General features: G+C 53.8%; 10 protein-coding genes. All 10 read right to left on the bottom strand.

Annotated features, from left to right (window positions below; genetic code table 11):
• Positions 1–86 precede the first annotated feature (86 nt).
• The 10 genes from FYJ60_RS00375 to FYJ60_RS00330 all read right to left on the bottom strand — a co-directional run bounded on the left by FYJ60_RS00375 (position 87) and on the right by FYJ60_RS00330 (position 13,046).
• Entirely contained in the window at positions 87–1,172 is a 1,086-nt protein-coding gene (locus FYJ60_RS00375) for a D-alanyl-D-alanine carboxypeptidase family protein (protein WP_205838907.1), read from the bottom strand.
• Entirely contained in the window at positions 1,156–2,328 is a 1,173-nt protein-coding gene (locus FYJ60_RS00370) for an FtsW/RodA/SpoVE family cell cycle protein (protein ID WP_154456610.1), read from the bottom strand. Before FYJ60_RS00370 ends, FYJ60_RS00375 begins: the two co-directional genes overlap by 17 nt.
• Positions 2,329–2,366: 38 nt before the next feature.
• A complete protein-coding gene (locus FYJ60_RS00365) occupies positions 2,367–5,294 on the bottom strand; it encodes a penicillin-binding transpeptidase domain-containing protein (RefSeq protein WP_154456609.1) in 2,928 nt (975 codons plus the stop codon).
• Positions 5,279–5,803, bottom strand: coding sequence for a rod shape-determining protein MreD (gene mreD, locus FYJ60_RS00360; RefSeq protein ID WP_154456608.1), 525 nt, complete (start codon positions 5,801–5,803; stop codon positions 5,279–5,281). Before mreD ends, FYJ60_RS00365 begins: the two co-directional genes overlap by 16 nt.
• Positions 5,800–6,762 carry a rod shape-determining protein MreC gene (gene mreC / locus FYJ60_RS00355; RefSeq protein WP_154456607.1) on the bottom strand — a complete coding sequence of 321 codons (963 nt, stop codon included), beginning with the start codon at positions 6,760–6,762 and terminating at the stop codon, positions 5,800–5,802. Before mreC ends, mreD begins: the two co-directional genes overlap by 4 nt.
• Positions 6,763–6,793: 31 nt before the next feature.
• On the bottom strand, positions 6,794–7,810 hold the full coding sequence (locus FYJ60_RS00350) for a rod shape-determining protein (protein WP_154456606.1): 1,017 nt from the start codon (positions 7,808–7,810) through the stop codon (positions 6,794–6,796).
• Positions 7,811–7,824: 14 nt separating this feature from the next.
• A complete protein-coding gene (radC, locus tag FYJ60_RS00345; RefSeq protein WP_154456605.1) occupies positions 7,825–8,553 on the bottom strand; it encodes a RadC family protein in 729 nt (242 codons plus the stop codon).
• Between the two features lie 136 nt (positions 8,554–8,689).
• Positions 8,690–10,087 (bottom strand): alpha-amylase family glycosyl hydrolase, encoded by a 1,398-nt coding sequence (locus FYJ60_RS00340; RefSeq protein WP_235903270.1) that lies wholly within the window; start codon positions 10,085–10,087, stop codon positions 8,690–8,692.
• A gap of 58 nt (positions 10,088–10,145) precedes the next feature.
• Complete coding sequence (locus tag FYJ60_RS00335) at positions 10,146–11,522, bottom strand: monomethylamine:corrinoid methyltransferase (protein WP_154456604.1); 1,377 nt, start codon at positions 11,520–11,522, stop codon at positions 10,146–10,148.
• Positions 11,523–11,762: 240 nt separating this feature from the next.
• Positions 11,763–13,046, bottom strand: a complete 1,284-nt coding sequence (locus tag FYJ60_RS00330; protein ID WP_154456603.1) for a BMP family ABC transporter substrate-binding protein — start codon at positions 13,044–13,046, stop codon at positions 11,763–11,765.
• Positions 13,047–13,083 lie beyond the last annotated feature (37 nt).

Genomic DNA, 13,083 nt, shown 5'->3' with positions numbered 1-13,083 from the left:
TATGCCGGGGAATTTCTTCTGTTAAGAAAGATTATAGTGTAATTGCATAAAATACGCAAGGTAAAAAAAGATGCTTTTATGCAAAATCAACTGCCTATCAGAGACAGTAGGCTGATCATCTCGGTATAGAGATCTTCGGTGTTCCAGGCGCCCATCAGAATTGCCATATAGGTGCCGCCGGACTGGCTCTGGACGACCAGGGCAAGGCAGCTGCCGGCCTCGCTGGTGGTTCCGGTCTTGCTGGCAAGAATCCGGATGCCGTTTGGCAGGCCGTAAGTTCCGGTGATAAATTCATCGGTAGCGTATTCGCTGATGGTGCCGGTGGTGCCGTCGGCGTGCTGTACCTTGGTCTGATAACCGTTCATCTGGGATGCCTCGGTGTACTCGGAATGCTGATAGACCGCGTTCATCATCAGATAAACATCGTACACGGAGGTATAGTGGTTTTCGTCCTGAAGTCCGTCCGGGTTGGCAAAATGTGTCTCCGTCATTCCAAGTTCCTGCGCTCTGGTATTCATCATTTCCACAAATTTGTCCACGGAACCGCCGATGGTCCGCGCGATGGCCATGGCAGCGTCGTTGGCGGAATAGATGACCAGAAGGTGAAACAGCTGGTCCAGCGTCACCGTGTCCCCCGCCTTCAGATCGGAGACCTGCGCGTCCTCTTCCAGATCAAAGTCCGCCTCTGTCATTGTGACGGTCTGGGACAGGTCGCCATTCTCCAGACACAGAAGCGCAGTCATGATTTTGGTAATGCTGGCGGGGTAAATCTCCCGGTAAATCTCATTAGCGTACAGGGCTTCCTGCTTATCCAGGTCAAAAAGGAGAGCCTGCTCGTCGTCATGCGCCAGTTTCAGCTGGTCTGTATTGACATTGGCATCGGAAACCACCAGATTCGAGGCAAAGGGTTCCGCTTTCATCAGAGCAAAGGAATCCAGATCCTCCGCCCCGTTTTCACAGGCCAGATCATAGGCAGACGGCAGAGAGGCGGCATTTGCGCTCTTTTGCCGGACGGTAGAAAAAATACCTGCAGCAAGCAGCACGGCCGCAAGAATAGCGATCAGGATATTCCGGATGAGCCTGCGGCGTTTTCTCCGTCTTCTGTTTTTCCGGCGCACAGATGCAGACATCTCGTCCGCCACTCTTTTTGTTTTTTCAGAACTTGATGGCATGGAAAGACCTTTCATACAAATTTCCGGAAGAAAGTTTGACAGCGATTTCTTTATTTTTCTTCTGAAGTCCGACATTCAGAACGACTCCCATTCCTATATAAAGGCTGATCAGGGATGTCAGGCCATAGCTGACAAAGGGCAGCGTGGTTCCTGTGTTCGGGAGGATACCACAGGCAACGCCGATGTTGATGAAGCTCTGGAGCGCGATCAGGGCGCCCATCCCGTCGCAGAACAGCTTTCCTCCCAGATTTCTTGCCCGAGCCCCCGTCCGGAAACAGAGGATGACGATAAGCGTCAGAAGCAGGATGATGAACAGGCAGCCGACAAACCCAAGCTCCTCTCCTGCCACGGCAAAAATAAAGTCGTTCTGGGACTCCGCCACGAAATTTCCCTTGTTCACGGATGAGACATCGTTATTATTCAGACCCTTCCCGGTAATCTGGCCGGATCCGATGGCCATGACGGAATTCTCCTGCTGCATGGCGGTCTCGGAATACTGGTCATTCTCCGGCTCCAGGAAAGTCATGATCCTGCTCTTCTGATAGTCATCGACAATCGGAAGATCCGTCTTTGTAATCAGAAGGAACAGGCCCAGAGCCAGGGGAACAATAACCGCCAGGATGGTCAGGATCCTCCGATATGACAGACCCGCGGAAAAATACATGGCAATGAAAATCAGTGAGATGGTAATTGTATTTTTCAGATCCGGCTGACGTAAAATCATGACCAGAGGGACACCGGCCAGCAGAACCGCCGTGCCGATGGTTTTCCAGGTACTCAGATTTTCCTCCTTTTTCATAAAGAAATCGGCGAAAAACAGGATCAGCAGAATTTTACAGAGCTCCGTGGGCTGCAGTGTAACGCCTCCGACCTCGATCCATCGGGCCGCCCCGTGGCTGGCAATACCGATCACCAGAACCAGCAGAAGCAGCGCCAGGGTAATGCCGTACAGAGCCCAGGAAAAATGAAGAATCCAGTTGTAGTCGATCAGGGAGACAACAACCATCAGGATTGCGCCGAAAATAACACCGGCCATCTGCCTTCCCTGCAGGGAGGAATCCGCGGACCCTACCAACAGGATTCCGATCACGCTCAGCACGATCAGAGCGGCGCAAAGGATAAAATTATAGTTTTTCAGCTGATATTGATGCAGCATAGCGCTCTCACTCCTTTTGCAGCTTTTAAAGGCTCCTCTTAATCCTGGGAAATTGTCGTGTACATATCCGAGGTATCTGCCGTTCCGGTCAGGATATCCTCTGCATCTTCATATCCGAAGTAATAGTTCAGCACATCCCTCGCTATCAGGGACGCATTTCTGGATGTATACCCGTAGGGAATCCGGACCGCATAGGCTACATCCGGGTGTTCCGAATCGTTACTGTCCGTAAATCCGATTGCCAGTGCGTGGTTTGCTTTTACCATGGACTCCTCTGCGGTTCCGGTCTTTGTGTAGACCGTGCCGCCAAACCCTCTCCAGACCGTATCGGAGGTTGTGGCGTTCATCATGCCCTGGTCGATCAGATTCCAGGTGTTGGAAGAGAAATTGCAGGTGTTTTCCACGGTCGGATCACTTGCGGTTTCTTCGCCCGAACCGGAATCCACAATTTTCTGTACCAGATTCAGGTTATAGGCGGTTCCCTGGTTGGCTATCGTAGACGCGTACCGGGCCAGCTGCGTCGTGGTATACTGGTGCGTGCCCTGCCCGATGGCGGAGGGAATGGCAAGGTCATCGGAAACATTCGGCTCCGATTCGGAGAGCTGGATTCCTGTCGTCTTGTCCAGACCGAAGTAAGAAGAATACTGATGCAGATAAGAAAGCTCCTCGCTCTGCCGGTATTCATTCTTGTCATTCTTCTCTCCCAGCCAATAGCCCACCTGGCAGAAATAGACGTTGCAGGACTGTCCCATGGCGTCTACAAGATTCAGATTTCCATGCCCGGATGTGTACCAGCAGTGGACATAATCCCCCTCGTCCAGGAAGCCCTCGCCGAAAACGCCGGTGCAGTTAACCAGCGTGGAGGAGTCAATCACGCCCTCCTCCAGTCCGGCCGCCGCAACCACAGGCTTGTAGGTGGATCCGGGAGCCGTCAGCTGCTGGGTCGCCTTGTTGTAGAAAGGCGAGGATTTATCCACGGTCAGCTGATAGTAGTAATCCGTATCCATGTTATTGGAAAGCCGGTTGTTGTCGTACCCCGGATAGGTCACGCAGGCCTTTACCGCCCCGGTGTCCGGGTCGGTGACGACCATGGATCCGGAACAGGTGTCCAGTGCCAGCTGGGCCGGCGTGATTTCCAGCTCTTTGATCTTGGCAATCATAAAGTCACTGGCAGACAGATTTCCTGCCTGGAACGAAGCATAATCCTGATCATTGTCCGCGGAGAGCACGCCCTGCTCATAGAGCATCTTTACGATTGCGTCCGGGCTCAGCGTATCCTCCTGCAGAAGATATTTGTAAATCAGCTTCTGGAACCCATTGTCCGAAAGCAGATGATCCTGTATGTAATTCAGGACAGCCTGGTAGATTTCATCCGATGTCAGATATTCAGCCGAGACATTGTCCAGCTTGCCCAGGTCGATCCAGTTATTGTTCACTGCCTCGGTCAGAAGAGCCTTCAGGCTGACCGAACCGTCTGTGGTATATGCCTGGTAGACATCGTTTGCCGAGTCAATCAGAGAGGTGTTGACAATCCCCTCTTCGGAAGTCAGGAAGGTGCCGTACAGGTAGCTCATGTACTCCTGCTGCTCATCCGAAAGACCGCTCTGATTTTTAGGGCTGTCCGAAGAAAGCTCCGAAAGCATCCAGCTGATGACCTGGCTGCCCTTTTCCTGCATCTTGCTGTAGGCGTCCTTTTCCGTGTCGGTGGCGTCCGCCCCGCTGAATCTGCTGATGTCGATGACATTGTTGTCCAGAAGCGCAAAATAGACGTCATAAATCGGGATCGGGATAAACTGCGTCTGGTCCCAGTCCGTGAGATCCACGCTTTTTTCGTTTACAATGGTCAGCGCCAGAATGCCGGCAATTCTCTGTTCCAGAATTTTGTAGATCGCGGACTGAAGGTCGGAGTCGATGGTCAGATACACATCCTTCCCCTGGACGGGGTCCACCTTGGAATCGGTGTTCTCGGACAGGACACGCCCCAGGTTGTCCACGACAACCTCTTCGCTTCCGTTTGTTCCCTGCAGGACACTCTCCATGGATTTTTCAATTCCTGCCTTGCCGATCACGGAGGTGCTGGAATACTGGTCACTGGTCTTGGTAAGCTCATCCAGTTCCTCCTGGGAGGGCGCCCCGGTGTAGCCGAGGACAGGCCCCATGGATTCATCCGTCGTATAGACCCGGATATAATCTTCCGCAATATCCACGCCCGGCAGGGTGTCGCTGTTCTCCTTGACGTCGGCGACCGTTTTGTCCGATACGTCTTTGGCGACTGTTACCTGCATGTAGCGCTGGAAGCTGATCAGGCTGAGCTGGTACCGCACGATGCAGATATCCAGCGTCTCCTGCTTTGTCAGCTCTGTGGGAAGGCCGCTTTCCTGCAGCTCCTGCGCGGTGAACGGCGGGTCGTAAATAAGGCCGTAATAGTCCTCGCTGCAGAGATCAGACATGATTTTATCCGCGTCCGCGTTTCTTTCCTCCGCAGAGAGCTCATCCACCGTCTTATACCCGTAAATATCTGCGCGGAAACGGTTCAGTGTTGTGTCGTTTTTGGTATCAAACGCATAGTTTCCGTCGGCATTCAGGGTGATATGAAAATCCTGCGTCAGTGTGTCCCCGTTGTCCCGGATCATTTTTGTAAGGCGGTAGATTTCTCCGTTCAGGGCGAGATTTTTCTCCCGCATGGTGTTGTAGGATTCATTGTCCTCGATGGTCACGCAGTTTGCCAGCTTGTTGTAGGCAAGAAGCTTTCCGTTGCAGTCATAGATATTCCCCCGGCTGCTTTTCAGTGTCCTGGTTTTTGTTGTCTTTACCGTATAATTATCCGCGTAGTCGGCTCCGTTTATGACCTGCAGATTAAACAGACGCGCCACAAGAGCCGCCGACATGCTGAAGGAAATCAGCAGAAGGATCAAGGAACGTCTGGAAAAAAACTTCTGTAATGCGCGAATTACTTTCTTAGCCAAGGTGACTGTTGCTCCTCCAGTTCATGAACCGCAATTTTCCTGTTGAAGAAATAAAAAATACCGTAAAGCGGAATGGTCAGAAGCATGGTAAGCACCGTCTGCGGAAGAATGGTTCCGAACAGGCAGGAGAAAAAGCTCTCCCGGCCATGCCTCAGGGAAAACACCAGATAGTATGCCAGCCGGTAAACAAACTCTCCGGCGGCCGCCATCACCATGGGAAGCTTTACATTTTCGCTGAAAAAAACATCATAGGTTCCTCCTGCCAGATAGCCTGTCAGGGTAAACAGCAGCGCCGAAAACCCCAGAAACGGCATATAGCAGAGATCCGCCAGAATGCCGCAGATCATGCCGAACAGCATGCCTGACCTCCGGCCTCTCATAAAGGCCATGGAAACCACAAGAATCAGCAGCATATCCGGCGTATAGCCGATCCGGATGACCACCGGCCAGGTACTCTGCAGAAGAAACGTGCAGAAAATAAACAGGCCAAAGGTTAGTATCTTTCTCATGGGGTTCCCTCCGTACCGGACTGTGAGGAAACCTGGGAGTCCGCGGCCGCGCCGGATGTGCTGCTGACAGACTCCGCGGCATTTCCGGCAGCTGCCTGTCCGTCTGTACTTTCGACGTCTGCCGTCCTCTTCGTGGTCTGGATAACCAGGACGTCTGTAATATGCTGAAAGTCCACCGCCGGGATCACCGTTCCGGTTTTCTGCAGATGGTTGGCATCCTCCTCAATGGAATCGACATAACCGATCAGGATTCCCGGAAGATATTTGTCGCTGATGTAAGAAGTAACGACTTTGGAGCCGGCGACAACATCGTTGTCTGTCACAAGCTCGGAAAGCTCCATTTTATTCTGCCGGATCAGATCCAGGCTTCCGGAGACAATGCAGTTGTCCTGTGTGCTGAGGATCGTCGCGCTGACATTGTTTGAGTCGTCGATGATGCTGCGCACGGTCGCCCAGTGTCCGCCGGTTTCCGTAACAATCCCGACAAGGCCGCCGTCCGCAAGGACGTTCATCCCCGTCTCTATACCGTCGCTGCTTCCGCGGTTGATGGTAAAGGAAGAAAACCAGGATCCGGATTCGCTGGCAATGACCTGCGCGGCGACCTTGTCGTAATCCGCGTAGCTTTTGTCCAGCTTATAGAGAGCCTGAAGCTTCTCCAGTTCCTGTGTGTCTTCCGTTAAAAGCGTGTTCTGCTCCTCCAGCTGGGTAATCCTGCTCTGCAGCTGCTCGTTTTCCTGCGTCAGCTCCTCAGTGCTCTTGCGGGCGGAATGCTGTCCCGCCAGAAAGCTCCCGGCTTTGCTGATCCCGTTCTGCAGCGGGCTGACAATCGTCTGAAAGACACTCCGGACCGGCGCCACAGGAACAAAACTGGAGGCGGTGGCCGCGATCAGACAGATACAGGCAATAATCAGAACAGCGAGAACATGTTTATTTTTCATCAGATGATTCTTTTTATTCATGGAACCCTCGTACCGGTCGTTCCGGATTTTCTCATACCGTGTTTCTGGAAGGGTCAATCGCCCAGTGCCGCATTTCCGGACGGCGGATCAGAATCCGGATGCCCTGGATGGTGCTCATCCCGTAATACTGGGAAATCCTGACCGGATATTCCAGCTGGCCGCGGAAATACTGGTCGATGCCGGGTATTCTGGCGCTTCCGCCGGTCAGGATAATGCCGTCCCTCTGGATGCTTGCCTGAACCTGGGGAGGGATGCGGTCAATAAACTTCCGGATTTCATCTGCCAGCAGGAGACATTCGTGGCGGACCATCCGTGTAACCGTATGGGCGGATACGATGCCGTCCCGCGGAAGCCCGCTGCTCCGGTCCAGTCCGTAGACTTTTCTTCCCTCGCTCGGCTCCTGGCGGAAATCCGTAAGGACAAACTTCAGCCTCTGAGCCGTCCTGCTGCTGATCAGAAAATTATTTTTATGAAGAACGCCCTCGCGGACGGCCTGGTCAAACTGCATGCCGCCAATAGGAACCAGACGGTTAATGATGACCCTTTCGTCCGCCAGCACGGAAAGCTCCGTGCTCTGCGCGCCCAGGTTGATAATCATGGTCCCCTTCGTGTGGTGGAGGGGGACGCCGACCGCGATCGCATCCGCAATAGGCTTTTCCACCAGAAAAACGCGCGAGCGGCGCAGCCGTCCCTTCTGGGCGATCGAGGCATAGGCTCTTTTTTCAATTTCAGTCAGATCCATGGGAACAGAGAAATAAAGGGTCGGACGAGAACCTGTGTAGGTTGTGTTCCGGCGCAGAAGAGTGTGCAGAACCGCCTCCGTCATCAGAATGTCGTTGATCCGGCCGTTGCTGACCGGACGGATGATCCGGACGTCGGACGGTGCCTTCTCGAACATGGAGTACGCGTCGTTTCCGACGGCAAAAACCTGATTTCCATTCCGAAGAGCGATCATGGTACTTTCCTGTGTGATATGATCTGCTTTCTGGTCATAGATCTTCACCATACCGGTTCCGAGATCAATACCGTAGGAATTTTCCAAACGCATGAATGAAATACCCCTTATCTGTCAGAACATGTCCCGCACCCGCCGTCCGCGATCTCCGGCATAATGCTGACATATTCCCTGTCTCCGATCACAATGTGATCCAGAAGCGCAATGCCGAGGTTCTCCCCTTCCGCGGCAATCCGCCTGGTCACTTCGATATCCTCCCTGCTCGGCTGCGCGCTCCCGCTGGGATGATTATGCACCAGAATAATCCGGACCGCATGATACTCCAGCGCGGCGATAAACACCTCGCGGGGAGAAAGCAGGGAACAGTTCACTGTTCCTCTGCTTACTTCCACTTCTCCCAGAAGCTGGTTTCTGGAATCCAGCATCATGCACAGGACAACCTCCTGTTCCAGATGACGCATATCTTCCATATAATACTCCGCTATTGTTTTGGAATTGTGAAAATCCAGCTTCTTTTTTGCTTCTCTCCCCGAAATCCTGCGGGAGAGCTCTCCGACACACAGAATCTGAACCGCCTTGACCTCTCCGATGCCGGGAAGTTTCTTCAGCTGCTCCGGCTTCAGGTGCAGCAGTCCCGTCAGCCCGCCCTCATAGGGACAGAGGCTTAACAGCTGCCGGGCCAGCTCCACAGACGAACAGCCGCGTGTTCCGCAGCGCAGGACCACGGCCAGCAGTTCCGCGTCTGTAAGAGCCGCGGCTCCGTGCTTCAGACATTTTTCATAGGGACGCTCCTGTTCCGGAATGTCCCTGATGCTGCGCATATCCTTTTGCTCCATAGGTGCTCCTTGTCTACTCTCTTTCAGACACAGAGTACCGGGAACTCATTTTAACATAAATACCGGGGGATGTGTAGAACAACTTCTGCACTGCCCGAAAATCCCGTTCCGTGGGTCAAAGGAACCCGGAGCTCCCTCAGGTACGGATGATCACAGGTTCACCGTCCGTCATGATCACGTTTTCATAAACATCGGCATTCTTTCCGCTGTACAGGTTCCGGTATGTGCCGTCCGGAAGCTGCACCGAGACGGAGGCTGCCCCGTGAAGCGGGAAAATCCCGGTCAGTTTTTCTTCTCCGCAGACATAGGAGGCGACAATATTCTTCTCGTCCGGCGTACTGACAGAGAAGGCTCCCTCGCGGAAGACGCGGTCTTTCCTCTTGAGTCCGGAGAGCAGGCGGATCTCTTCGGTCAGGTCGGCTGTGCCTTTCCAGTCCACGGTGTCCCGGTCAAACAGCGAGGGGTGGTGTGTCACTCCCTTTTCCTGTCCGGCATACAGAAGGGTGGTTCCCTTGGCAAAATACAAAAAAGCTGTCCAGCTCCGGAGCGCCTGCTCGTTCGGAATCAGCGCGGCCGCCCGGTTCCGGTCGTGGTTTTCCAGATTGCGCAGCTTGATGTAATTCTGACCGTAGATCCATTCCTGGCGGTTCATGGCCTCCAGATAGACGGACAGCGGGGCTTTCCCCAGCATGGCATCGCTCATTTCTTTGCTGATATCATAATCGTAGCAGATGTCAAATGCCTGATACAGTTCGCTGTCGGAGGAAACCGGTATTCCCCTTTCCCGGTTCCAGAGGATAAAGCGCGGCTCCACCGATTCTGCGATCCACACCATTCCGGGATGAACCTTTTCCACCTCTTCCCTTGCCTTCAGCCAGAAGGAAAGCGGGACCATTGGCGCGACATCGCAGCGGAACCCGTCAAAATACTCCGCCCACATCTTCAATGTTTCAATCTGGTAGTCCCAGAGCTCCGGATGAGAATAATCCAGGTCCACAATATCCGACCAGTCTCCGATCCGGTTTCCCAGGCTTCCGTCCTCCTTGTGGTAAAACCATTCCGGATGCTCTGCGGCAAGTACGGAGTCCGGGGACGTGTGGTTATATACAACGTCCAGGATGCATTTCATGCCGAGCTCGTGAATGGCGTCGGTCAGCGCCCTTAAATCCTCCATGGTCCCGTACTCCGGGTTGACCGCCCGGTAGTCCCGGATCGCGTAGGGGGAGCCCAGGGTTCCCTTCCGGTTCTTCACGCCCAGGGGCTGGATCGGGAGAAGCCAGATGTAATCCACGCCCAGCGACTGAATGCGCGGCAGATCCTCCTGCAGACGGCGGAACGTCCCCTCCCTGGAATAATTGCGGACAAACACCATATACATCACACGGTTTCTTAAATCGAGATTCGTCTTTTCTGCCATGACATGCTCCCTTCTGTTCTCTTTCTGTTTCTTCTGCGTCACTGTGCCTTTTCCGGTTTCCGGGAAGGCACAGCCGCGTCCCCTATCATAAAGAACGGTTTCCGCTTCTGTCAACAAAAAACCGCTTCTTCCTCCATCCTTCACGTCTGGGGAAAAAGCGGCTCTTTCAGTCAGATCAGAATTTGATGCCCATCTGGCGAAGATCTTCCTTTACCTCGTCATACATGGCCTGCCACTCCGGAAGCGGCTCAATCGTGTCCATATTGTAGGCCTTGTCAAAGCTTACACCCGGATTTCCGTCTTTCTTGCCGAAGATGTACTCATATTTCGGAAGGAGCTTCAGGACAATGTCATTTGCCTCTTCACGGGTCATCCCCTGGCGGGCGACGGCCTTTCCTACTTCTCCCATCAGACGGCACTCCAGTCCGGTTCCGTTCGGCACACGTCCGTTTGCGGAGCCGAGTCCTTCCAGATGTCCGCCGGACACCGTTACGACAATGGAATTTGCCGCTACTTCGTACAGGAGCTCCTTGGTCATGGCTCCGCTGGCCGGCCAGATGTCGCACACGATGATGCAGGGAGCGTTCTTCGCGAAGGACTGACAAAGCACAGACTGCAGCCACAGACAGCTTCTGGCGGAAGTCGCCACATCGTTAATGTGGATCGGGTGGCAGAGATGGTAGTCCGCAATGGCAAACTGGTTGGCCGCCATCATGGAAGCCATCATAATCAGGCAGCTTCCCGGCGCGTCTCCGCCAAGTCCGCCGACCATGGTGCAGGCCAGGGAAGCGTTGCGGACTCCGTAATCAATGGAATTTGCCGCACGCACCAGGTTTCCGTCATCCATGATCAGCTCGTTGAACAGGGCAACCAGATGTGAGTCGCAGGGACGCAGATAGCGGTCTGCCGTCGCCGCGTAATCTCCGACAGCCGTAACCGCGCTCTCGGCTGCAAGAAGTCCCATGCCGGGGCGTCCGGCTTCCTCCAGGGCCTGGTGCAGATATTTCATCTCGCGGCGCACGGCCATAACCTCTGTCGGACCGCCGCTCTTAACCGGATAGCCGTCCACGTCAATCAGGGATCCGCAGGTAAGAAGATCAACCACGGGCTCTTTCGCAACGCTCTGGAGAATCGGGAGATACAGTCTTTCCGGTGTGGGGGCGCCCGGGTTTCCGGCCCACACACAGGGCTCTGCGGTATCTTCAATCTTTCTGGGACGAAGCGTGTAGGCATCCTTTCCCTCGCCCATGACAAGCTCCTGCTTCATGTTGGCGATACCCTCGTCCACTTCCTCCTCTGTCAGAGTCATGATGCGGCCGGTGGTCATATTATAGATTCCGTTTTTCAGAAGAAGCTCACGGGAAGCACGGAACAGTCTGTCCAGCAGGTCATCATCATTCGGAACAATCACCTGCTTGTCCCAGCTCAGATCATATTCGTCTACCATGTCCATGACATTTTCGACAATGTACTCCATGTCCCACTCATTCTTGGAAACCTGTTTACCGGTTGTTCCTCTCTCGTAAAGCTCAAGAAATTTTTTCGCGTCCATAATTCCTCCTGTATCTTATGTTTTTCTATTATCCGGTTCCGCCTGCTTCCGCCGCAGGACAGAAAACCGGACTTATTTCTGCCTTCTCCCATTACTCCGGACCTGCTTCCCCGCAGAGCCGGAAACGGAGCTTTCTGAAAAAAGCGGACGGCCCGTAAGGAAATCTGAGATTTCAGCCGGTTCTCCGTCCGCCTTTATTAAGCTGCAAACATTACGCTTCCTGTCTGTGCCCTCTTTCAGTTACTGCACCGTCCAGGATGTCTCTACGTTATCCACGAAGAAATTCTGCTGGATGATGTCCTCATCAGACATCACCTGTCCCTCCTGAACAAGGACATTGCCCTGGTTGTCCTTCAGCTCGCCGGCATAAACCTGCACCTCGCCGGATTCCAGCTTGCTCTTCAGGTCTGCCACCTTCTGGACAACATCCTCCGGAACGAAGTCCGCGAAATCGGAAAGCTTGGAGCAGTCCCCGCCCCAGTAATAGAAATCATCCGGGGTAGCTGTTTTTTCCGCGGTGCGTGTAATAATGCTCTTGAAGATCGGGGCAAAATTCCACTCGAAGGAAACCAGGACGGCATTGGGTGCCAGGCTGGACATATCGTTGTGATAGCCGACCACAAAGGCACCGTTCTTTTCGCAGGTCTCCGGGATCGCGGGAGAAGAAGCTTCCATACCCATGTATTTAATTCCGGAATCGATCAGAGACTGCGCGCACTGGGTCTCCTTGTCGATGTCGTACCAGGAATCCGCGGAAGCTACCTTTACCTTCGCGTCCGCGTTTGCGTATTTCGCGCCGAGCGCGTAGGCGTTGATGGCCGTGCGCACGGAAAACTCATTATAAGAAGCGGAATATCCGAGCTCCGTGTTCTGATCCTGGGAAAGAAGCTCGCAGGCATAACCGGCCAGGAACATTCCCTCATAGCTGCGGATCTCATATCCGACAAGGCCGTCCACCTTGTTGCCCCACTGTGCAAAAATGACATCCGGATTCTTTTCGGCAATTTCCGGCAGATAGGAAGAATATCCGGTGGACGCGCCGATAATCAGGTTACATCCCTGGTCTACCAGCTGTTCAGCCGCTTCCTGTACGGATGCCTGGTCGGTGTCGTCAATGCTCTCCAGTGTGATCAGATTGTCCTCCGGGATGCCCAGGTCGTTCATGGCGCTCAGAATGCTGTTGTGTGTCGCCTGGCACCATCCGCCGTCGTTCACCACATAAGATTCGATCTCACCGATCTTGAACGAGGAAAAATCAACATTTTCCGCGGAAGCTTCCTCTGTCCCCTCCGGGATCTGATTGACGCCAGACACGGAACTCCCTCCGGACGTTGCTACCGTTGACACCGCCGCGGAACCTGCGCTGACAGCATTTTCGGACGATGCCGCAGCCGCAGATGTGCTTGTACTCCCGGACGCCGCGGAGCTGTTTCCGGATACGGCAGCTTCACTGCAGCCGGCCAGGCTGAGTGCCGTCAGACCGGCAATGGCGCAGAGGCTGATCATTCTTGTCTTCATTCGCATTTTTTACCTTCCTCCTGATGTTGTAAATAAGTTTCCC

The sequence above is a fragment of the Bilifractor porci genome, assembly GCF_009696005.1.
Classification (GTDB): domain Bacteria; phylum Bacillota; class Clostridia; order Lachnospirales; family Lachnospiraceae; genus Bilifractor; species Bilifractor porci.
This window is presented reverse-complemented; position numbering and strand designations above follow the sequence as displayed.

Bases quoted from the DNA above. Each gene is read 5' to 3' on its own strand.
- FYJ60_RS00375 (WP_205838907.1), bottom strand. From the start codon at position 1,172: ATGCCATCAAGTTCTGAAAAAACAAAAAGAGTGGCGGACGAGATGTCT.
- FYJ60_RS00370 (WP_154456610.1), bottom strand. From the start codon at position 2,328: ATGCTGCATCAATATCAGCTGAAAAACTATAATTTTATCCTTTGCGCC.
- mreD (WP_154456608.1), bottom strand. From the start codon at position 5,803: ATGAGAAAGATACTAACCTTTGGCCTGTTTATTTTCTGCACGTTTCTT.
- mreC (WP_154456607.1), bottom strand. From the start codon at position 6,762: ATGAATAAAAAGAATCATCTGATGAAAAATAAACATGTTCTCGCTGTT.
- FYJ60_RS00350 (WP_154456606.1), bottom strand. From the start codon at position 7,810: ATGCGTTTGGAAAATTCCTACGGTATTGATCTCGGAACCGGTATGGTG.
- radC (WP_154456605.1), bottom strand. From the start codon at position 8,553: ATGGAGCAAAAGGATATGCGCAGCATCAGGGACATTCCGGAACAGGAG.
- FYJ60_RS00335 (WP_154456604.1), bottom strand. From the start codon at position 11,522: ATGGACGCGAAAAAATTTCTTGAGCTTTACGAGAGAGGAACAACCGGT.
- FYJ60_RS00330 (WP_154456603.1), bottom strand. From the start codon at position 13,046: ATGCGAATGAAGACAAGAATGATCAGCCTCTGCGCCATTGCCGGTCTG.